19 protein-coding genes and 2 tRNA genes are annotated in these 21,489 nt (G+C 32.8%); 11 read left to right on the forward strand and 10 right to left on the reverse strand.

The features are described from left to right. Positions 1 to 108 precede the first annotated feature (108 nt). The 5 genes from apaG to map form a co-directional block, all read right to left on the reverse strand. Complete coding sequence (gene apaG / locus OZP10_RS12720; RefSeq protein WP_008467225.1) at positions 109 to 495, reverse strand: Co2+/Mg2+ efflux protein ApaG; 387 nt, start codon at positions 493 to 495, stop codon at positions 109 to 111. Between the two features lie 79 nt (positions 496 to 574). Further along, on the reverse strand, positions 575 to 1,828 hold the full coding sequence (locus tag OZP10_RS12725) for a type IX secretion system plug protein (protein WP_281631230.1): 1,254 nt from the start codon (positions 1,826 to 1,828) through the stop codon (positions 575 to 577). Between the two features lie 74 nt (positions 1,829 to 1,902). Next, positions 1,903 to 4,809: a DEAD/DEAH box helicase gene (locus OZP10_RS12730; protein ID WP_281631231.1), complete on the reverse strand. Its 2,907-nt coding sequence runs from the start codon at positions 4,807 to 4,809 to the stop codon at positions 1,903 to 1,905. 111 nt (positions 4,810 to 4,920) lie between these two features. Then, positions 4,921 to 5,694: a class I SAM-dependent methyltransferase gene (locus OZP10_RS12735; RefSeq protein WP_111376726.1), complete on the reverse strand. Its 774-nt coding sequence runs from the start codon at positions 5,692 to 5,694 to the stop codon at positions 4,921 to 4,923. Positions 5,695 to 5,713: 19 nt separating this feature from the next. After that, a complete protein-coding gene (gene map, locus OZP10_RS12740) occupies positions 5,714 to 6,532 on the reverse strand; it encodes a type I methionyl aminopeptidase (protein WP_177210844.1) in 819 nt (272 codons plus the stop codon). 219 nt (positions 6,533 to 6,751) lie between these two features. Here map and OZP10_RS12745 point away from each other — a divergent pair, with 219 nt between their 5' ends. Further along, a complete protein-coding gene (locus OZP10_RS12745) occupies positions 6,752 to 8,002 on the forward strand; it encodes a DUF445 domain-containing protein (protein WP_281631232.1) in 1,251 nt (416 codons plus the stop codon). Between the two features lie 238 nt (positions 8,003 to 8,240). Here the strand turns inward: OZP10_RS12745 and gpmI are convergent, their stop codons facing one another. Next, positions 8,241 to 9,758, reverse strand: a complete 1,518-nt coding sequence (gpmI, locus tag OZP10_RS12750; RefSeq protein ID WP_177210842.1) for a 2,3-bisphosphoglycerate-independent phosphoglycerate mutase — start codon at positions 9,756 to 9,758, stop codon at positions 8,241 to 8,243. Positions 9,759 to 10,281: 523 nt separating this feature from the next. Between gpmI and OZP10_RS12755 the strand changes: the two genes are divergently transcribed. After that, on the forward strand, positions 10,282 to 11,007 hold the full coding sequence (locus OZP10_RS12755; RefSeq protein ID WP_281631233.1) for a murein L,D-transpeptidase catalytic domain family protein: 726 nt from the start codon (positions 10,282 to 10,284) through the stop codon (positions 11,005 to 11,007). Here the strand turns inward: OZP10_RS12755 and OZP10_RS12760 are convergent. Continuing rightward, complete coding sequence (locus OZP10_RS12760; RefSeq protein ID WP_281631234.1) at positions 10,996 to 12,579, reverse strand: L,D-transpeptidase family protein; 1,584 nt, start codon at positions 12,577 to 12,579, stop codon at positions 10,996 to 10,998. The genes OZP10_RS12755 and OZP10_RS12760 overlap by 12 nt on opposite strands. A gap of 1 nt (position 12,580) precedes the next feature. Beyond that, positions 12,581 to 13,018, reverse strand: coding sequence for a GNAT family N-acetyltransferase (locus tag OZP10_RS12765; RefSeq protein WP_281631235.1), 438 nt, complete (start codon positions 13,016 to 13,018; stop codon positions 12,581 to 12,583). Between the two features lie 135 nt (positions 13,019 to 13,153). On the opposite strand from OZP10_RS12765, the gene OZP10_RS12770 reads away from it, so the two are divergent. After that, positions 13,154 to 13,226, forward strand: a tRNA-Gly gene (locus OZP10_RS12770). Between the two features lie 94 nt (positions 13,227 to 13,320). Next, positions 13,321 to 13,393: transfer RNA gene (locus OZP10_RS12775), tRNA-Gly, on the forward strand. 133 nt (positions 13,394 to 13,526) lie between these two features. Here the strand turns inward: OZP10_RS12775 and pepE are convergent. Next, complete coding sequence (gene pepE / locus OZP10_RS12780) at positions 13,527 to 14,234, reverse strand: dipeptidase PepE (protein ID WP_281631236.1); 708 nt, start codon at positions 14,232 to 14,234, stop codon at positions 13,527 to 13,529. Between the two features lie 163 nt (positions 14,235 to 14,397). Between pepE and OZP10_RS12785 the strand changes: the two genes are divergently transcribed. The 7 genes from OZP10_RS12785 (at position 14,398) to OZP10_RS12815 (ending at position 20,521) form a co-directional block, all read left to right on the forward strand. Beyond that, complete coding sequence (locus OZP10_RS12785; protein WP_281631237.1) at positions 14,398 to 15,183, forward strand: carboxypeptidase-like regulatory domain-containing protein; 786 nt, start codon at positions 14,398 to 14,400, stop codon at positions 15,181 to 15,183. Beyond that, entirely contained in the window at positions 15,170 to 15,898 is a 729-nt protein-coding gene (locus OZP10_RS12790; protein ID WP_281631238.1) for a carboxypeptidase-like regulatory domain-containing protein, read from the forward strand. The genes OZP10_RS12785 and OZP10_RS12790 overlap by 14 nt, the downstream gene beginning before the upstream one ends. Next, on the forward strand, positions 15,888 to 16,643 hold the full coding sequence (gene bamP, locus OZP10_RS12795) for a BamP family beta-barrel-assembly machinery protein (protein ID WP_281631239.1): 756 nt from the start codon (positions 15,888 to 15,890) through the stop codon (positions 16,641 to 16,643). The genes OZP10_RS12790 and bamP overlap by 11 nt, the downstream gene beginning before the upstream one ends. Then, positions 16,640 to 17,146, forward strand: a complete 507-nt coding sequence (locus tag OZP10_RS12800; protein WP_177210834.1) for a DUF6702 family protein — start codon at positions 16,640 to 16,642, stop codon at positions 17,144 to 17,146. Before bamP ends, OZP10_RS12800 begins: the two co-directional genes overlap by 4 nt. A 66-nt stretch (positions 17,147 to 17,212) precedes the next feature. Beyond that, positions 17,213 to 19,456, forward strand: coding sequence for a M1 family metallopeptidase (locus OZP10_RS12805; RefSeq protein WP_281631240.1), 2,244 nt, complete (start codon positions 17,213 to 17,215; stop codon positions 19,454 to 19,456). Between the two features lie 154 nt (positions 19,457 to 19,610). Next, positions 19,611 to 19,958, forward strand: coding sequence for a Sec-independent protein translocase subunit TatA/TatB (locus tag OZP10_RS12810; protein WP_281631241.1), 348 nt, complete (start codon positions 19,611 to 19,613; stop codon positions 19,956 to 19,958). After that, positions 19,958 to 20,521, forward strand: a complete 564-nt coding sequence (locus OZP10_RS12815) for a phosphatase PAP2 family protein (RefSeq protein ID WP_281631242.1) — start codon at positions 19,958 to 19,960, stop codon at positions 20,519 to 20,521. Before OZP10_RS12810 ends, OZP10_RS12815 begins: the two co-directional genes overlap by 1 nt. Positions 20,522 to 20,821: 300 nt before the next feature. Here the strand turns inward: OZP10_RS12815 and OZP10_RS12820 are convergent, their stop codons facing one another. Continuing rightward, a complete protein-coding gene (locus tag OZP10_RS12820) occupies positions 20,822 to 21,463 on the reverse strand; it encodes an O-methyltransferase (RefSeq protein WP_281631243.1) in 642 nt (213 codons plus the stop codon). Between the last annotated feature and the right edge of the window lie 26 nt (positions 21,464 to 21,489).

The following is a 21,489-nucleotide window of genomic DNA, read 5'->3' on the forward strand; positions in this document are numbered from 1 at the left end:
GTTTTGTTACGAATAATCTAACGCTGCACAAAAGTACAAAGGATAAATTAATAAATTGACAATTTTATGATTAAGATAACGATAAAAGCTATAGATGTAGACTATATCTTAATTTAATGCAAAAGGAGCACACATTCTAAAAGTAGGAACAATTACTTTGAATGTTTTTGTAGTAGTAAAATTGATCATGTTAAAATGACCTTTCATTGCGCCATAAGGAGACGATAATAAACAGCCAGAACTGTAAGTGTGGTTTTCACCAGGTTTTAAAACTGGTTTTTTACCGATAACGCCTTCGCCATCTACAACTTCTAGATCATTTAAAGAATCAAAAATTTCCCAGTGGCGAGAAGTTAATTGAACAGAATCTTTACTATGATTTTCGATGGTAACTACGTAGCTAAAAGCAAAATGAATCTTGTAGTTTTTGAAATATGTACCTTCAAAACTAGTCAAAACAGATATTTTTATGCCTCGTGTAATTTGAGAAACCATACTAACGCCGTATATATGTGAGTGTTATAAAGGCAAAGCTACGAAAAAAAATCATTTAATCTAAAACCTTAACATTGTTTTAATTGACTATATTGATAGAGTTTGCATTTCCTTTCCCAATAACGCGCTGATAACGATCTGTTGCTTCTTTATAATAGACTAAGATGGTGTACTCGTTTTCAGTCTGATAAAAGTTTCCGTCAATAGCATTTTCAAAATCGATTACTCCTTTTTTGTCTGCAACAGTATATTGAAAATTAGTAAAACCTTGTTTGATCATAATGGCTTTTTCAAAAACTCCTTTGTCTGTATTATAATCCATTTTGTATTCTGGCGAAAGACTGTAGTTGTTAAACATTCCAGTAATATAGATGTCTTTGTTCATTCTAAAAGCAGGAGCAGAAAGAGTAAAATAAACCCAAGCATAATCAGCTTCAATGTCATTATTAGAACCGTTGATATTCTTAACTACAAAATTTCCATTTACGTCTTCATAATTGGTGTAAATCTGATTTCCTCTTGCTGCATTGGTATATAAAAATGCATTGTAAATATCATTGTTTGAACCTATTTTGGCAACATTATTACTGGCAGCTCGAATGTCTTTGTTTTCAAAATATAAAAACTCATTTCCGCCCCAAAATTGGGTTTCTTTGTCATATTTATAAACCAGCTGATTGCCTATTGTGTATTGGGGAACAATATTTTTTATTTCGGTATGAAAGTTTCCGTTTTGCAGTAAAAGAACTTTTACATTTTGCAATGGGGTTTGAAAAACAATATCATTAGATAAGATGGCAAAATCAAGATTCTGTTTGTAATCAATATTACTCAGGTTACGGGTTCTTTTTACTTGAACACCAACTGTACAATGATTTTCATGCAAAATAAATTTTCTTGAGAAAACGACTTCTCTGTCTTCATTAAAAATTCGCAGCATGTAATTGCCAGAAAGTTTTAATAATTGCGTAAACTGATTTGGAAAAGAAAGTCTATAATGTGTATACACCTGAAGTGTGTTGAACGAATTCGAAAAATCGGTAATTCTCTGATTGTCCATGCCAAGAATATAATCTGTTTTTGGAATGTCTGTCGGAAACCAGTTGTAGTCGCAATGAATAACTTCAAAATAATAATTAGCTTCATTACCAAATAAATCATCAAATTGAAAGGTAAATGGAGAACCTAATTCGAAAATTGGCGGAACATTACTGCCATTCTGGATAAAAGAGACAGTTTTAATATTATAAGGAGGATCGATTTCTTTTTCTTGAGCTTTCGCTAAAGTAATAATGAAAAGAAAAATAAAGCTTGTATATAAAAATTTTGGCATCTTAAAACATTGTAAGATTGTAAATATAACAATTTTATATAACGAAAAAGATGCCATTCTATTGGATTTAACGATTATGAACCCAAAATATATTCTAAGTTACCTTCAATTTCATCATTAATATAACTTTCTTCTAAAAGAGAATCTGACAATAATTTTTTGTTTTCCTGCAATTTGATGATTTTCTCTTCAACTGTATTTTTCGAGATAAAACGAATCACGTTTACTTTATTCAATTGACCAATTCGATGTGCTCGGCCAATACCTTGTTTTTCCGCAAAAGGATTCCACCAAGGATCTAAGAATAAAACGTAAGAAGCTTTTGTGATATTCAAACCAACACCTCCCGCTTTAAGCGAAATAAAAAACAGTAATGAATTTTCCTTTTCCTGAAACATTTTAACCTGCTGTTCTCTTTTGTCTGATGGAGTTTCGCCTGTAATTTCACAGAAAGCTATTTTGTTTTCTTTACACCAATCAGTATAAAAATTTAAATTGGTAACAAACGAACTGAAAATGATTACTTTCTGTTTTGCTTTTACTAAATTTTCTAAATAATTGGTTACGGCTATATATTTTCCCGAATCAACTTCAGATTCCTGATCGACCATTTTTGGGTGATTACTCAGCTGTCGTAACTTCATCAAAGTATTGATGATGTTTATTTTATCTGGACTCGATCCGTCGGTTTTAAGCAAGAAATTACGGGCTTTAGATTTTTCTTTTTCGTATAATTTTTCCTGTTCAGGATCCATGTCGCAATAATAAATCTGCTCTGTCAATTCAGGAAGATCTTTTAAAACCTGTTCTTTTGTTCTTCTTAGGATATAAGGCTGGATAAGATTTTTTAATTCAGCGAGAACTTCTTCATTTTGTTTTTTTTCAATCGGATTTTTGAAATTCTCCATAAAGAAAGCATAACTGCCTAAAATATCTGGATTGATAAATTGCATTTGCGACCATAAATCGTCAAGCGAATTTTCGATCGGCGTTCCGCTCAAAGCAATTTTATGTCCAGTACTTATTTTATTTATGGCTTTAAAAATCTTAGAATTTTTGTTTTTGATGTACTGACTTTCATCTAAAATTAAATAACGGAAATCGTATTTTTCTAAAATAGAAATATCTCGATGAACGATGCTGTAGCTTGTGAAAATCAAATCGGTTGAATTGATGCCGCTTGCTAACATTTTTCGATCATTTCCGACATATTGCATTTTAGAAAAGTGAGGTGTAAACTTTCCAGCTTCGTTAAACCAGTTAAAAACCAATGAGGAAGGCAGAACGATTAAAGCCTTAAGCGGTTCTCTTTCAATTGTGGTTTCGTTAGCAAACAAATCAAAATTGGTGGTTTTAGTGGTAAAACCTAATTGTTCCTGCACAGAAACCAAAACGGATAACGTTTGCAAGGTTTTTCCAAGTCCCATATCATCGGCCAGACATGCGCCCATATTGGAATTGAAATGACCTAAAAGCCATTTTACGCCATCAACTTGATAAGGTCTTAAAGTTGCTTTTATTAACTCTGAAGCTGTAAATTCGGCTTGATGAATCTGATCCAAATCATTGTCGATTTCCGAAATTCCGTCAAGAGCAGTAAAGTTGCTTTTACGTAAAAGCAAAACGCCGTTTTCTGTTTTGGCTAATTTCGCTAAAGAACCATATTTGCTAAACCATTCCAACGGAATCAAAAAGTAGTTTCCGTCGGGCAATGCAAAAAGTCTTTCTTTGCTTTTTATATTCGGAATTATTTCACTGAAATTGATTTTATAATTTCCAACCGTAATGATTATCTTAATGTCAAACCAATCGCCTGTAGTTTCTTTTGAAGCAGAAATAGTATGGTTTTCTGTAATGATTTCTTTGCTTTCCAGTTTTAGATTTTCGATGGTAAAACCTAAACTTTTTAGCTCTTCTTTATGGTCAATAATCAACTGAATATTGATAAAAGGATCTGTATTTTCCGCTTCTGAATTTAGTCCAAATAATTCGTTTTTGATTTTAGATAAACCAATTTCATTTAATTTATCAGTATATAAATTCTCGACTGGATTTCTTTTAAATTGAATTATTTTAGGTTCATTAGCAACACTAAAATCTACAAAAGAATGTGTTTTTTTAGTTTTGCTTGCATCAAATGAATATCCGTTATAATCAAAATAAAGATTAAGATAATAACAGTTTTTGAAGAAATCGTGAATAGGCTGAATCGTACAGGAAATGATTTTGTCTCGAAGCTCAATCTCAAAACCAGTAGCTTCAATATCTATTTTTTTTGCTATTTGCGGAATAAAGCTTTTAAAGTAATCATCAACTAATTTTGATGGTATTTCAATTGACTTTTTCTTTAAAAAGGGCATTAGTTTTTTCGAGTTTAACTCCTTTAATTGTCCTAATTTTTTATTGATAATCAGCCAGCCTGGTTCGTCCAAAAGAATTTCTGCTTTGCTGTCCATTGGAGAAAAAGTGGTTTCATTTTCTTTTAAAGAAAGGGTGTAAGTAATTCCTTCGGCATGTTTGTCAAATTGAATTTGAGGTTCAAAATCAAGTGGATCAATGCTAACTCTCGAACGATAAAAATCTTTTTCAGGTCCGAGGTTTAAAGACAAAGGAAATTGTTCTTTTACAATTAAATCGTAAAACGAACTTAAATTGAATTTTAAATGCTGACGAATCGCAAATTCAATTTTTGAATCTTTCTGCAAATCAGCAATTGTTTTGGCTGATTTAATTTTAGCACCAAATTTTTTAAAAATAAATTCAGGTTTTAAAGAATCGCAAACAGTTAGTATTCTTTTCGAGTTAGAATCTAAATTGTCAAAAGTGATTCCGAAACTTTCAAGTACATCGGGACTTGCTTTTTTGTCTAAATATTTGATTTCGCTAATATTCTCGACAATGTATGCAGTTGGAATATAGGTATTCAGATTTTTATCCAAACTGATGTCAAAACAGAACTGAAATGATTTTGTAGGTTCCAAGGTTTAGGGATTTGGTTAGGCTTATATTTTGGGAATTAGGCAAAAAAATAAAGAGTTTTCAAATCTGATATTTTGAAAACTCTTTATTAAATGAACTTATATGGTGAAAAATTAGTTTTCCTGTTTAAAGCAAAGCGGAATAATCTCGCCTTTTGCTAAACAGTATTTTTCAACCAATTCTGGTGCAATTTTGTTAGTGTAGTCTTCTTCGATAACAATAAATCCAATACTTCTTAATTTATCGAAATAATCGCGTCCGTAAACACGAACGTGATCGTATTGGCCGAAGATTTTAGCGCGTTCCTTTTGGTCTGTAATCGAATCATCGGCAAAAGTAACTTCGCGAGATAAATCCTGAGGAATCTGCAAAATTGCCATTCCGCCTGGTTTTAAAACTCTGAATAATTCCTGCATTGCTTTTGTGTCGTCAGGAATATGCTCTAAAACGTGATTACATAAAATAACGTCATATTCATTGTCTTTGAAGGGTAAATTACAGATATCTGCTTTTACATCGGCCAATGGCGAAAGTAAGTCAGTTGTTGTGTAATCTAAATTTTTCTGCTTGCGAAATCTTTTATAAAAAGCTTGTTCTGGAGCAAAATGCAATACTTTTTTCGGTGCTGTAAAAAAATCAGTTTGATCGTTTAAATACAACCAAAGCAAACGGTGTCTCTCTAAAGAAAGTGTACTTGGTGAAAGCACATTATTACGCTGTTTTCCGTATCCGTAAGGCAAAAACGATTTAAAGCTTTTTCCGTCAATTGGATCTGTAAATTTATCTCCTTTTAAAGAGAAAGCTAAAATTGGACGCGCCACATAACTCAAACGAATTAATATTGGACGCGGGATTGTATTTAAAACTAATTTGAAAAGTTTTTTCACAGGGCTGATTCGGGTTGTATTATAGTACTAATGGAACTTGTCTAAATTCGTCTTCTTCGTTGCTTTCGATTCCTAAAGCTTTGTAGATATATTGGAAAGTCGATAATAATTCAGGTTTTCCATCAATTAAAGCTACGTCGTGCTCGAAATGCGCGCTAGGTTTTCCGTCAGCAGTCAAGATTGTCCAGCCGTCTTTAAGTTGTTTGATGTTTCTAGTTCCCATGTTGATCATTGGTTCGATTGCTACAACCATTCCTTCAACAAAAAGTTTTCCTCGACCACGTTTTCCGTAATTTGGCATTTCTGGTTCTTCGTGCATTTTTTGCCCAACACCATGTCCAACCAATTCACGAACAACTCCGTAACCGTGAGCTTCAGTATATTTTTGAATCGCATTTCCAACATCTTCAACGCGATTTCCAGCTTTAAATTCTCTAATTCCAACGTAAAGAGATTCTTTAGTTACGCGTAAAAGTTTTTTAACTTCAGGTGCAACTTCTCCAATTTCAAAGCTGTAAGCGTGGTCTCCGTGAAAACCATTTTTAAAAGCTCCGCAGTCAACCGAAATTACATCACCGCTTTTTAGAGGTGTATTATTAGGAATACCATGAACAACCTGAGCATTTGGACTCATGCAAAGTGAATTTGGGAAATCATACAATCCAAGGAAACTTGGAACTGCTCCGTGATCACGAATAAATTCTTCGGCTAATTTGTCAAGATATAATGTAGTAACTCCTTCTTTAATTTCAGAAGCAATCATTCCTAATGTTTTTGATACGATTAAAGCACTTTCGCGCATTAATTCGATTTCCTCTCTAGTTTTTTGGATAATCATATTTTTTCCATTTTCAGTTGGCAAAAATACAACTTTTAATTAAAATTTTTCGCCACGAATTCACGAATTATCTCAAAACAAAATTTTTAAAAATGTATTGCACTAATGAATTGGTTAATTTTAAAAGAATATATATGAATTTGTGGCTATCAAAATGATCAATAGAGTTAAACCCTTTCAGAAAAAAGCCATAAATTAGTAGTACAAATGTTTATAATTATGGAAACTATTATAGATCGAGATATTGCCAAAGTAAAAGCTCTCAAGAAAATGAAGCAAAATGCTTTGGGGCTTTTAGGAGTTGCTGTGCTGCTGTTTGTAATTGCAATTTATTTCAAAATTCCAATACTTCAAGCTTTTAGCGAGGCGGCTATGGTTGGAGGAATCGCCGATTGGTTTGCTGTTGTGGCGCTTTTTCGTCACCCTATGGGAATTCCGATTTGGCATACAGCGATTATTCCGACCAAGAAAAATGAAATAGGAGAGAACCTTGGAAATTTTGTTTCTGAGGAGTTTTTAGACCGAGAAAAATTGGAAATAAAACTTGACGAATTCAATTTTGCCACCAAAGCTTCAGATTGGCTTTCTAAGCAAGAAAACGCCAATAAAATTGCCAATGCAGTTGCGATAAATATTATTCCTGGAATTTTAAGAACTATAAAAGATGAAGATGTCAGAAGATTTATTCAGGTTCAGTTTAAGGAAAAAATAGAAGGAATTAATTTTGGCGATTGGGTAGCGTTGGCATTAGAACCTTTGCAAAAAGGAAATTTAAAAAATCAGATGCTGACAAATCTTTTGGAAGTAATGAGTGCTGAATTGACTAACAACAAGGATTTAATTAGGCAAAAAGTTAAAGCTTCAACCCCGCTTTTAAGTTTCGGATTGGCTGATAAAAGCATTACAGAGGGTGTTTTTAATGGTTTGCAGGATTTTCTAAATGAAGCTAAAAAACCTGAAAGCGCAGTACGCGTAAAAATAGACGAATACATTTTTAATTTCTTAGAAAAAGTAAAAAACTCAGAAGAAATGAGAGCCAAAATCAACGATATGATTTTGGGTTTTGTTGGGAAAAAAGAGGTTCAAGATTATATTAATAGCATTTGGGATGAAATTAAATTGTCCATTACAAGCGATTTAAATAAAGGTGATAATTCTTCAATAAAAAATAGCATTTCAAATTTAATCCAGACTTTCGGAAACGGAATTAAAGAAGATCCTGTTATGATCAACAAGATAAACGGTTTCATTAAAAATGATTTGCTTTCAATGCTTTTGAATAACAAAAAAGTAATAGGGGATTTGATTTCGTCAACTGTAAAAAGTTGGGATGGAAAAGAGGTTTCCGAAAAATTAGAATTAGAAATTGGAAAAGATCTTCAATATATTCGAATTAACGGAACTTTGGTTGGAGGTGTTATTGGTCTTGTAATTTATGGAGTTGAGCAATTGTATCATTTTGTTTTTTAAACCATATAAGTTATATAGGTAAATATAAATTGAGGCTGTTTTCTTTCTGGAAATAGAAATCATATAAGGAATATAAGTTAGTTCAAACATTTTTTTTTGAAGCTTTACATTCTAGTGTAAAATAGTTCTCGCAAAGTCGCAGAGACGCAAAGTTTTATAAATTTCTTTGCGTCTCTGCGTCTTTGCGAGATTTTTTTTAGTTCGGTTTAATGAACTTATATAACTTATATGGTGAAAATTACAAAAGCGAATGACAAGTCATTGCATTTGGTTGCTGAATTCCCATTAATTCTAAAATAGTAGGAGCAATATCGCCTAAAACACCATTTTGAATGTTTTTCAATTCTTTGTCAACCAAAATAATCGGCACCGGGTTTGTAGTGTGAGCCGTATTTGGAGATCCATCAGGATTAATCATAGTTTCGCAGTTTCCGTGATCGGCAATTACGATTGTCGTATAATCATTTGCAAGAGCGGCTTCGATTACTTTTTTCGCGCAAGCGTCAACAGCTTCACAAGCTTTAATTGCAGCTTCCATAATTCCAGTGTGCCCAACCATATCTCCGTTTGCGAAGTTCAAGCAAACAAAATCAACTTCACCTTTGTTCAATTCAGGAACAAGAGCATCTGCCAACTCGTAAGCGCTCATTTCTGGTTTTAAATCGTAAGTAGCCACTTTTGGGGAGTTTCTTAAGATTCTCTCTTCACCTTCAAAAGGAGTTTCTCTTCCGCCAGAGAAGAAGAAAGTTACGTGAGGATATTTCTCAGTCTCCGCAATTCTGATTTGTTTTTTGCCAGCTTTTTCTAAAACCTCACCAAGAGTTTCAGTAATATTGTCTTTATTGTAAACTACCTTTACGTTTTGGTACGTTTCATCGTAGTTTGTCAATGTTACATAATATAGGTTTAGTTTGTGCATATTTTGCTCATGAAAATCTTGCTGAGAAAGCGCTTCAGTAAGCTCACGTCCTCTGTCCGTTCTAAAGTTAAAGAAGATTACAACATCACCTTCAACAATTGTAGCAAGAGGTTTTGCGTTATCATCAACAATAACAACAGGCTCGATAAATTCGTCTGTTACGTCTTTTTCATAGCTTGCAAGAACACTTGCAACAGCATTTGTTGATGGAGTTCCAACACCGTTAACAAGAAGATCGTAAGCCAATTTTACACGCTCCCAACGTTTGTCACGATCCATTGCATAGTAGCGGCCAACAATCGAAGCAATTTTTACAGGAGTATCTTTAATATAATCTTCAAGATCATGAATGTATTTTGCACCAGATTTTGGGTCAACGTCACGTCCGTCTGTAAAAGCGTGAACATATACCTGATCTAAACCATATTCTTGAGACGCATCGATTAATCCGCGAAGGTGTGAAGTATGTGAGTGAACACCACCATCTGAAACTAATCCTAAAAAGTGTACTTTTTTATTATTGTCTTTAGCATAATTAAAAGCATCAATTAAAACTTGCTCTTTTGCTAAAGTTTTGTGCTCTACAGCTAAATTTATTTTGGCTAAATCTTGGTATACAATTCTTCCTGCACCTAGATTCATGTGTCCAACCTCACTATTTCCCATTTGTCCTTCTGGAAGACCAACATTTAACCCGTCAGTTCTAAGCTGTGCACTTGGGTAATTTTTGTATAGACTGTTTATAAAAGGAACATTTGCATTGTCTATTGCAGATACTTTAGGGTCAGGAGATTTTCCCCAACCATCTAAAATCATAAGGATAACTTTTTTGTTCATTGCATTTTTGTTTTCTACAAATATAAGGCATTTCTAAAGTTTGAAACCTGATGAATGTTACATTTATGTTTAATAAAATGAACAATAAAAAAAAATATTGATTTAATTGAAGAAGCCTTTATTTTTTAAAATTAATTCACGCTAAGCTCTTTTTATGACTTTATTTTTGACAGCATTATAGTCAATAAAGTATTTTGATGCTGGTAGAAAAGGCTTGTTTTAAAGCATCATTGTTTAATAATCTGAAACATTATGCCTGAAATTATATTAATAACTTCTTTAAAATTAGCTGCATTGTATGTTTTGAATTCAAGATTTTCATTTTTGTTTCATTTTTTTTAAGAAACGGATAAAAATGTTATGATTTTTTCTGTAAGATTTTATCTTAAAGAAAAAACGTTTTTATGTTAATAATGTTAAAGTTTAAGCAAAAAAGCCTTGAAAATCAGGCTTGTATTTTGCACGGTATGATTTTTTTATATTTTTGCGATACCCAAATTTTTGTTTAACCTAAAGAAATTCAATGATTTACAAAATTTATCCGTTATTTGTGTTTTTGCTATTGTCTTTTGGAAAAGATTCAAAAAACACACCCGACCTTAAGAAAAATGCCACTGTAAAAGCGATTGCCAAAGTCGAAAAAGTCACAGTAGATTCTAAAATCGAGAGCGTTTATAATTCATTAAATTCTAACAACTTTAAAATGCCTGAGCTTAAAACTTTCTCGGAAGCTTTAAAAGGATTTTATTTGTTGAAAGAAAGAGGAGTAATTAAGAAAGATATCTTAACACTGATTGATTTCAGTTTGTCATCGAACACAAAACGTTTGTGGGTGATTGATTTGGCTAGCAATACCATTTTGTTTAATTCGCTTGTTGCTCACGGAAGAAATACTGGAGAAGAATTTGCTTCAACATTTTCAAATCTTAATTCGTCATTTAAAAGCAGTTTAGGGTTTTATTCAACAGGCGAAATATACCAAGGAAAACATGGCGCTTCTTTGCGTTTAGATGGTTTAGAAGATGGTGTCAATGACAATGCTCGCGAAAGAGGCGTTGTAATGCATGGTGCAGATTATGTATCTGAATCTTTCATCAGAAACCATAAAAGATTAGGCAGAAGCCAAGGCTGTCCAGCGGTTCCAGTTGAATTGACAAACGAAATTATTCAATTAATAAAAGATAAATCGTGTTTATATATTTATCACCCGTCGAGAAGTTTCGCGATGGAGGAGAGGCTAATTTCTTAATTGCGCATATAAATCCGAATCTAAATCATAAATATCAGCTCTAAAAAGGAGCTGATTTTTTTTGCTCCATGCTGTCCAATACCATTGGTAAAGAGCGTATTTTTTAGCGATTTTGAAGCTCATGGTTTTTTTGCTGGCAATAATGGTGTCAATTCTGTCTTGAGGCCAGTTTCCGTCAACATCCAAAATGTGTTGTGCAAGTTCTATCGGATTTTCAACGCGTACGCATCCAGAACTCATAGAGCGGTTGTTTCGTCCAAAAATATTACGATGATTCGTGTCGTGCAGATAAACGCTATGGTGATTTGGAAATAAAATTTTCATCAATCCTAATGAATTATCATAGCCAGGACTTTGTACATAACGATAATTGTTTGGCTTGTTTTCATTCCATGACATCGGATTTACTACATTTCCAGAAGTGTCATAAATTGTTATATTTTTATTAGCGAGATAATTTCTGTTTCTTTTCATTGCTGGAACTACATCTTCTTTCAAGATTGTTGGAGGAACGGTCCAAGTCGGATTAAAAACAACCGTTTTTAAAAACGAAGTAATAATAGGTGTTCTTCTTTTACTGGTTCCAACAACAACATTTCTAACTAAAGTTGTGTCTTGATTTTCGACAACATTCAAACTGTAATCTGGAATATTGATAATAAAATAGTTTTCGGCCAATTCTGACGGATACCATCTCCAACGCTCCAAATTAGCAATTATCTGTTTTTTTCTGCTTTCTTTTGAATAGTTTAAGGCACGAATGGTTCCTACTCCAATGACTCCATCCGAAGCCAAACCGTGTCTTTCCTGAAATCTTTTAACGGCTTCAAAAGTTTTCTGATTGTAAATCTGTGTCAGACTATCTTTTCCAGACATATCATTCCAATACAAAAGTCTTTTTTTAATATTTATTAAAGCAGGATTAGTATCATTTAAAACAATTTTATCGACAGACTCAATAGTTTTTACATTATCATCTGGAAAAGTATTGATGATTTCCAGTGCTTTTAATAGCTCTTTGTATGTTTGTGTTTTAGGCTGAATGTTTTCTACAATGCTATCTAATTTATTTTTATTGAAGCCTTTAATTAAAACAGAATTTACGTCAAATTCCTTTGCGTCTAAATCCCAATTAGTATACAGTTTTTTAGGGTCTAACTTTCCTTTGTATATATGATTAATATATTTTCCGAAATTATAAGTCAGTAAAATATCATACGTAGCCAAGTCTTTATCGCTAAGCGAAGCGACTTTGCTTTCGAATTTTTTTAGCTGAGATATCTTGTAATCTTCGGGTTCTAAACCTAATTCTTCTGATTTTTCTAATTGCGTTAAAACAAAAGTTCTTTTTTTAAGATTCCCCCATATAGTTTGATTTTCAGATGCAATGTAAAATTGCTTTAAGGTTTCGCTTTTAAAAGTTCCTATTAATGCGGTGTCTATTTCGACAGTTCTCTCGTCAGTAAGTATAATTGCCGGCGCCTTTTTTTTGATAATAGGTGCGGGTTCTGGGCTTTCTTTTTTGCAGCCCACTAAAAGGCAGATTACTACTAAAGAGTAAAATATTTTCATTTTATAATTTTTTAAACATCAAATAATGTTCGCCAACATCTTTTATCTCAAATGCTTCGCCTAGTGGTTGATAGCTCATTTTTTGATAAAATCCGACAGCGGCAGTTCTGGCATTGAACCAAATTAATTCTATTTGGTTTTCAGTACAATAAGCTTCACAATGCCTTACCAAAGCCTCTCCAAGTCCTTTTTTCTGATGTGTTTCTAAAACAGCCATCCCTCGAATCTGAGCTTGATTTTGAGCGGCAAATATAGGATTGATTTTTTCAAATAACGAAATAATTCCTGTTAAATTTTTATCTTCAAATAGACCAAAATGATGTGTTGATTCTAAATCATCGCCTTCAAAGACGCAACTTTCTATGGGTTTTCCTTTTCTTAAAACAGGTTGACGAACGACATAAGTTTCATTTGATGGAATTTCTTTAATTGTAATCATGATTTTTTGAAAAAATATTGCTTTTATAACTTTTTAATTTTAAATAAGTTATAAAAAAATGTTGATTTTTATTGATTTTTTTTGCCTAAAAGCTTGTTTTGAACTGAACTTTCTTTCTATATTTGCACAACCAATGCGAAAGTAGCTCAGTTGGTAGAGCTCCAGCCTTCCAAGCTGGTTGTCGCGAGTTCGAGCCTCGTCTTTCGCTCTAAAAGTAAACACGTTTTACTTATGTAAAAATAAATTTTTTGATTTTTATTTTGTTTTAAAAATTAAATTTTTTAAGTTTGCACCCGGTTAATGCGAAAGTAGCTCAGTTGGTAGAGCTCCAGCCTTCCAAGCTGGTTGTCGCGAGTTCGAGCCTCGTCTTTCGCTCTTCAAAAGCCTCAAACAATGTTTGAGGCTTTTTTGTTTTCTATTCTTTTTAAAACCGTATAAGTGATTTAAGTTGAGGTAAGTTTTTGAGCTTAGGTTTTAATAAACTTATATGACTTATATGGTTTTAAAATTATTTTAGATTGCTTAAGTCGCTTTCTGTTTCTAATTCCGTTGGAATCTCATTTTGTTTGAACAAACGGGCAGACAAATCTCCTTTTAAAGTGATTTTTTCACCTTTTACTTCTAGCCAGCTTCCTTCTCTTAAACCTAAAACAGGAATCGAATTAAATGCATGAAATTCTTTAATTCTTGTTTCGCGGGTCTCTCCCATGTGTTTAGATTGTAAATCGGCATCCAGATAATGCGGATTTAAGTTGAAAGGGATTAATCCCAATGTCTGAAAACTTGGGGGGTAAATAATAGGCATATCATTAGTGGTCTGCATTGATAAGCCGCAGATATTGCTTCCTGCGCTGGAACCTAGATAAGGAGTGCCTCTTTTTACAGTTTCAGATAGGAGCTGCATAATGTTGTTTTTATAAAGTTGAGTAACTAATAAAAAAGTGTTTCCTCCGCCTGTGAAGATTCCTTCCGCATTTTTTACAGCGTCTTGTGGATTTTCAAATTCATGAATTCCTTTAACATTGATATTGATTGTATTAAAAGCTTCTGCTGCTTTTTTTGTATACTCGTCATGCGAAATACCGCCAGGACGCGCATAGGGAATAAATAAGATTGTTTTACAATTTTTAAAATGTGTTTTTAAAGTAGGTAAAATATATCCTAAGTAGTTGCCTCCGTGTAAAGTAGAAGTGCTTGCAATGATAATGCTTTTCATGATTTTTAGAGTCAAAATTTGTTTGTTAAAGATATTAAAATCTCTGTTTTTGTGTGAATTATTAATGTTTTAATTAACAAATTTTTACCAAGTCATTAATATTAAATTTGGAATGACTTAGGATATTTTTACCGTTTTAAGAATGTTTTTAAATTATTTTATTTTGTTTCGGAAAATTACTTGTTTTTTAATTATTGTAGTAGGGCAGGCTTGCTGGTCACAAAGTCAGGATCGCTCTATTTTTAACGGTAAAGTGGTTTCAAATACTTCAGATTTAGAAGGGATTCATGTAATTAATGCGCAAACAGAAGAAACTGTGACAACAAATGCTTTGGGGTCTTTTTCGATTTCTGCAAAACCAGATGATGTTCTGGTTTTTTCTTCGATAAGTTTTAAAGAAAAAAGAGTTTTACTGAAACAAGAGGATTTTTCAAATCTGAATTTTTCTGTCAATCTTAGTATGATTATGTATCAATTGCAAGAAGTTGTGATTAAACGATATGATAATATTAATGCTGAAAATTTAGGTATAATTCCTTCTGGACAAAAGAAATATACTGCAGCAGAGCGTAAATTGCAGACCGCAACTGCATTAAATCCGACGGCAAATAGCGGGTCAACGGCCGAAGGTTCTCTTATGGCTGGAGGTTCTATTTCTGCAGATCCTTTGTTGAATTTTTTCTCGGGAAGAACAGCTATGCTTAAAAAGGAAGTTGCAGTAGAGAAAAAGGAGTTTTTTATGAGGCTTTTGGAGAATATGTTTAGTTTGGAGCACTTTGTTGACCGATTAAAGATTCCAGCAGATTATGTCAAAGGGTTTGAATATTATGCTATCGAAAATGAGAAGTTTACGGTTATTTTAAATTCTAAAAATAAAACTTCGACGGAATTCCTTTTAGGAGAATTAGCTGTGAAATATAAAGAAATGATTGCTAGTGAAAATAAATAAAATCATATTAATAAATATTCTTTTGCTTTTTGTTCAATTTACGTTTGGACAAAAAAATGATCTCAGACAATTGGTTGGAAAAGTGGTAGAGCACTCTACTCCGATTGAAGGGGTTAATATTATAAATAATACAACTCAAGCGGCAACAGTTTCTGATTCTGAAGGTAATTTTTTACTGATGGCTAAAGAAGGTGATGTTTTAGTTTTTTCTGCAGTAAATCTAGAACCGCAAAAGCGTAGAATTACAGCAGAAGATTTATATCCGAATACATTAGTCGTAAAAATGGAAGTCAAAGAGGTTGAGTTGAAAGAGGTTGTTGTAAATGAAAATGCGAATATAACTGCCGAAAATTTAGGAATTATTCCATACGGACAAAAAAAATACACACCAGCAGAACGAAAGGTTTATACAGCAACTTCAACATCAGTAGATAAGCTTTTAAATGCAATTTCGGGACGAACTGCAATGCTGAAAAAAGAAGTGAAAGTAGAGAAAAAAGAAATGCTTTTTAGAAAGCTTGAGTATCTTTTTGAAGAGAATTATTATACAGATAGATTGAAAATTCCTGTAGATTATATAAAAGGATTTCAATTATTTTGTGTAGATGATGCCGATTTTGCTGTATCTTTGAATACTAAAAACAAAACAATGAGTATGTTTTTAATTACAGAACTAGCAAGAAAATATCTAACAATTCTCGAAAATGAAAAATAAATTAGGAGTACTCGTTGTCTGCTTATTTTGTCAATTTGTAGTAGGACAAAACGGTTTTAGGAAACCATTACACGGTCAGGTTATCAATGATTTTTTAGCCATAGAAAGTGGTTATGTAATGAATATTAATGCTAATACTAGGACATTTATTGGTTCTGGTGGTTTGTTTGATATTGTTGCGCAGCCAAAAGATACTTTACTATTCTCTGGCTTGACATTTCAATCAAAAAAAGTTGTTTTAACAGAAAAAGATTGTGATGAGGTTCTTTTAAAGGTAAAGCTGGATTTGGTTAATAATCAGCTTAAAGAAGTTGTGGTTCATAAAGAATTAAAGGTAAAAGCGCTACAGGGCGGTTCTCAGAAATATGTGGACATGCAGTTTGAAGACGACAATCAGTCTGTTGCGAAAAATAATGCCATGCTTTCTGATCAGACCATAAAATATGGAACCGATTTTGTTCGAATCTTTAAAGACGTCAAAAAACTTTTAAGTAAAAAAGACGAAGTAAGAGAAGAAGAAATTACTGATATTGCTTTTGTAGAATATGCTAAAGATAATTTTACAAAAGATTTTTATTCTAAAACACTTAATCTTAAAGATGACGAAGTGGAGCTTTTCTTGATGTATTGCTCAAACGATCCACATTCTAAAGAAATGGTAGATCCAGATCAGAAGTTTCAGTTAATGGATTTTATGATTAATAAGAATAAAGAGTTTAAGAAAGCCGAGGCTAATCAAAAATGAAAAAAAAATTAGTTTTCCCTTTGCTGGGAGTTTTATTTGTATTGTCTTCAGCATTTGCTTTTCATAAATTTTATGTTGGTGTTTTTCAGGTAAATTATGCGGCAGAAAAGAAAATGCTGCAAATTACTTCCCGCATTTTTATTGATGATTTGAATAATGCAATGGAAAAAAAGTATCACAAAAAGACATTTGTTGGTACGAGCAAAGAAACTCCGGCAGATGTTGAATTATTGAAAAAATATTTATCAGAACACTTTCTGATTAAAGTAAATGGGCAATCAAAAGTGATAACTTTTTTATCTAAAGAAGTTGAAGCAGATGATGTTTTGGTTTGTTATTCCAGAATTAAGGATATAGATAAATTTAAAACGCTTGAGATTTCAAATACTATTTTAGTCGATTGGAATTCAGAGCAGCAAAACATTACACATATTTCAGCATTTGACACTAAAAGGAGTGTTCTTTTTACAGAATCTTCAAGGAAAGAATTGTTAAAATATTAATGTATTGGCAAAATTAATGTTTTAATTACTATTTTCACAGCCTAAAGAAATTACCATTAAAATTTTATGAAAAAACTTTCATTATTATTACTTTTTCCTGCAATATTAGTAGCACAGGACAAAGCAACAACCACACCTACTAAACAACAGGGAAAGTACGATACCAACAAGTTTAGCCAGATGTACGATTTGTTGGCAACTCCAAATATGTTTCGTACGGCTTCTGGAGCACCTGGGCCAGCTTACTATCAACAGCAAGCAGATTACAAAATTGATGTTGAATTAGATGATAAAAATTCAAAATTAAGCGGATCAGAAACCATTACCTATACAAATAATTCACCAGATAGTTTGGAGTATTTATGGGTTCAGTTAGATCAAAATCAGGCAAAAGCAAATACGCAGACTTCATTAGCAGAAAGTGATAAGATTAGTCAAGTTTTGCCACTTGATGGTTTTTCTTCTAAATATTTGAAAAAAGATTTAGAGCGCGGTTTTAATATTGAGCAAGTTAAAGATGCTAAAGGAAGCTCAATGTCTTATACAATCAACGAAACCATGATGCGTATTAATTTGACTTCACCATTAAAACCAGGAGAAAAAATTTCATTCTCTATTAAATGGTGGTACAATATCAATAATTATAGAAAAGAAGGCGGTCGTTCAGGATACGAATTATTTGAGAAAGACGGTAATAAATTATATGTAATTGCACAATTCTATCCAAGAATGGCGGTTTATAATGACGTTGAAGGATGGCAGAATATGCAATTCTGGGGAAGCGGAGAGTTTGCTCTTCCTTTCGGAAACTTTGATGTAAACATTACAGTTCCTGCAGATCACGTGATTGACGCGACTGGGGAATTAATGAATAGAAGCGAAGTATTTACAGCTGAACAGGTAAAAAGATACGAGCAAGCACAAAAATCATTTGATAAACCTGTAGTTATTGTAACGCAGGCAGAAGCAGAAGCTGCTGAAAAAGGTTTTTCTGACAAGAAAAAAACTTGGAAATTCAGTGCTAAAAATGTTCGTGATTTTGGAATTGCTTCTTCAAGAAAATTCATTTACGATGCAATGGCTGTAAAATTGAATAACAAAGTGGTAATGGCAGAATCTGTTTATCCAAAAGAAGCAAATCCGCTTTGGGGAGAAACTTCTACAATGACAGTTGCTCATACTTTAAAAAGCTATTCTGCGCATACTTTTGATTATCCTTATCCAAAAGCGGTTTCTGTTTCTGCAGAAGATCAAGGAATGGAATATCCAATGATTTGCTGGAATTACGGACGTCCTGACGAAAATGGAGTGACTAGCAAAGAAGTGAAAAATGGAATGATTGGTGTGGTTATTCACGAAGTAGGACACAACTTCTTTCCAATGATTGTAAATTCAGATGAGCGTCAATGGACTTGGATGGATGAAGGTTTAAATTCGTTTTTAGAATATTTAGCAGAGCAGGAATTAGATCCAAATTTCCCGTCAAGAAGAGGGCCAGCAAAAAATATTGTTCCTTACATGAGCGGAGATCAAAAGTTTTTAGAGCCAATTATGTCAAACTCTGAAACAATTCACCAGTTTGGAAACAATGCTTACGGAAAACCAGCTACAGGTCTTAATATTTTAAGAGAAGTAGTAATGGGAAGAGAATTATTTGATCACGCATTCAAAACTTACGCAAACAGATGGAAGTTTAAACATCCAACTCCAGAAGATTTCTTTAGAACTATGGAAGATGCTTCGGCTGTCGATTTAGACTGGTTCTGGAGAGGATGGTTTTATTCAACTGATTTTGTAGATATCGGAATTAAAGAGGTAAAACAATATTACGTTTCAGATACTCCAACTGCAGACATTAAAGATGTAAAAGTTAGAAAAGGACGTTTTGGATTCGAAAAAGGACCTTTTGTTTACTTAGTTTCTGGAGATAATGCAGAAGTAAGCGATTCTAAGAAAAAAGCTTTAAAAGTAGAAGATTTTAAACCTTTGGCAGATTATGTAGATCAGACTTTTACAGCTGAAGAAAAAGCGAGTATCAAATCTCCAAAGTATTTCTACGAAGTAGAATTCAACAAACCGGGCGGAATGATTATGCCTATTTTAGTTGAAATTACTTATGAAGATGGTTCTAAAGATAATTACAAATATCCTGCTCAAATCTGGAGAAAAAGTAACGAAACAGCTAAGAAAGTATACGCTACAACAAAAGCAATTAAGAGTATTCAAATTGATCCGCAATTGTTAACAGCAGATATTGATGTGACTAATAACTCTTGGCCAAAAGTAGAAACGAAGTCAAAATTTGACTAAATAAATTAAAAAATGAATAAAAAGCTCATCAGGTTCATAAAAGCTTGATGGGCTTTTTTCTTTTAATTAAATGTATTTTCAAGGACTTTTTAAGTTAATTTTAAAACTCTAAGCTGCAAAATTTAATATCTTTGCGACAACAAAAGTAAAAGTTATGTTTGGTATAGGAGGAGGAGAATTAGTTTTCATATTGTTTATAGTATTAATGCTTTTCGGCTCAGATAAAGTGCCGGAAATTGCGCGTACAATGGGAAAAGCTATGGCTCAGTTAAAAAATGCAACTAATGATATTAAAAGTGAAATTCAGAAAGGAGCAGAGGCTAATGGTCTTGATGCTAAATCTCTAACTGATATTACGGGCAATATCAATGCAGAAATTAATAACGCAAAATCGAATTTACTTGGAGATACAGGGAATCTTTTGGGAGATACTGCTACTGAAATCGAAAAAGTAAAAGAAGATATTGATACTCTTTCTGGACCTATTAAACGCCAAATGTAATGCTCGAAAAAATACAGGAATTAGATAAAGATCTTTTAATCTATCTTAACGGACTAGGTTCTGAAACATACGATAAATTATGGCTTATTATTACCAATCAATTGTATTGGACGCCATTTTTCTTGTTGCTATTCTATCTTATTTATAAAAAAATAGGAGGAAAACAAACCCTATATCTGTTGCTTTTTATAGCCGTTTTAATTGCTTTTACAGATCAAACCTGCAACTTATTCAAACATACTTTTCAGCGTTTGCGACCATGTAATGATCCTGAAGTAAACACTATTATTAGAGTTGTGCAAGTTAGACAATCCTATAGCTTTTTCTCTGGACATGCTGCCAACACAATGGCGGTAGCGACTTTCTTATTTTTGATTTTAAAACGCTATTTCAAATATTTCGGATTCTTATTTCTATGGCCTTTAATTTTTGCTTATAGCCGAATTTATTTAGGATTGCATTTTCCGGGTGATATTCTTACGGGCTATTTCTTTGGGGCACTTTTCGGATTTTTACTTTATTTAGTTTATAGAAAGTTAAAGCCACAGTATTTTCCAGGATAGTTCTTTTTAAAGGTGCTAAGGTTCTGAGATGCTAAGATACTAAGGTTTATATATCAATTGCCTCCAGTTTTAGCTGGAGGTTTTTTTTATGAGCAACAAATAAAAAGGCTTTAGCTAAATTAAGATTACTTAATTTGGCTAAAGCCTTTCATTTTAAATTATGTTCCTCTAGCTAAAGTTGGAGGAAACCTCATAGTATATTTTTAGTTTAAAAACTTAGAATCTCAGAACCTTAGCGTTTTAGCATCTTTAAAAAAAACTTAGAACCTTAGCATCTCAGAACCTTAGAGGCTCAAAAAATTACAATACCCTCGAAACCGTCAATCCATCGCGAATTGGTAATAAAACCGTCTCTACTCTCGGATCATCTTTCAAAAGTTGATTGTATTCTAAAAGGACTTTTGTGCTAATATCATTAGGATGAACTGGTTCAAGGATTTTTCCGCTCCATAGAACATTATCCGATAAAATGATTCCGCCCTTATTCATTTTAGGTACAATCATTTCCCAATATTTCAAGTAGTTTTCTTTATCAGCATCAATAAAAACTAAATCAAATTTTAAGTCTAAATCAGGAATAATGTTTACTGCTTCACCTAAATGCTGAAAAATTTGTGCTCCCCAAGGTGATGCATCAAAATATTTTCGCTGAAAATCAATTAATTCTTCTTTGATGTCAATTGTGTGCAGTTGTCCGTTTTCTTGCATTCCTTCGCATAAGCACAATGCGGCGTAGCCAGTGTAAGTCCCAATTTCAAGAATATTAACCGGACGAATCAATTTTGAGAGCATGCTTAAAACACGGCCTTGAAAGTGACCGCTGAGCATTCTTGGCAAAAGTATTTTTTGGTAAGTTTCTTTATTAAGTTTTGCTAACAATTCTGGTTCGTTTTCAGAATGCTGTTCGATGTAATCTTCTAGTTCTTGAGATATAAAATGCATGTTGTAGTATCTTGTAATTTGAAGAC

The sequence above is a fragment of the Flavobacterium luteolum genome (assembly GCF_027111275.1).
GTDB lineage: Bacteria > Bacteroidota > Bacteroidia > Flavobacteriales > Flavobacteriaceae > Flavobacterium > Flavobacterium luteolum.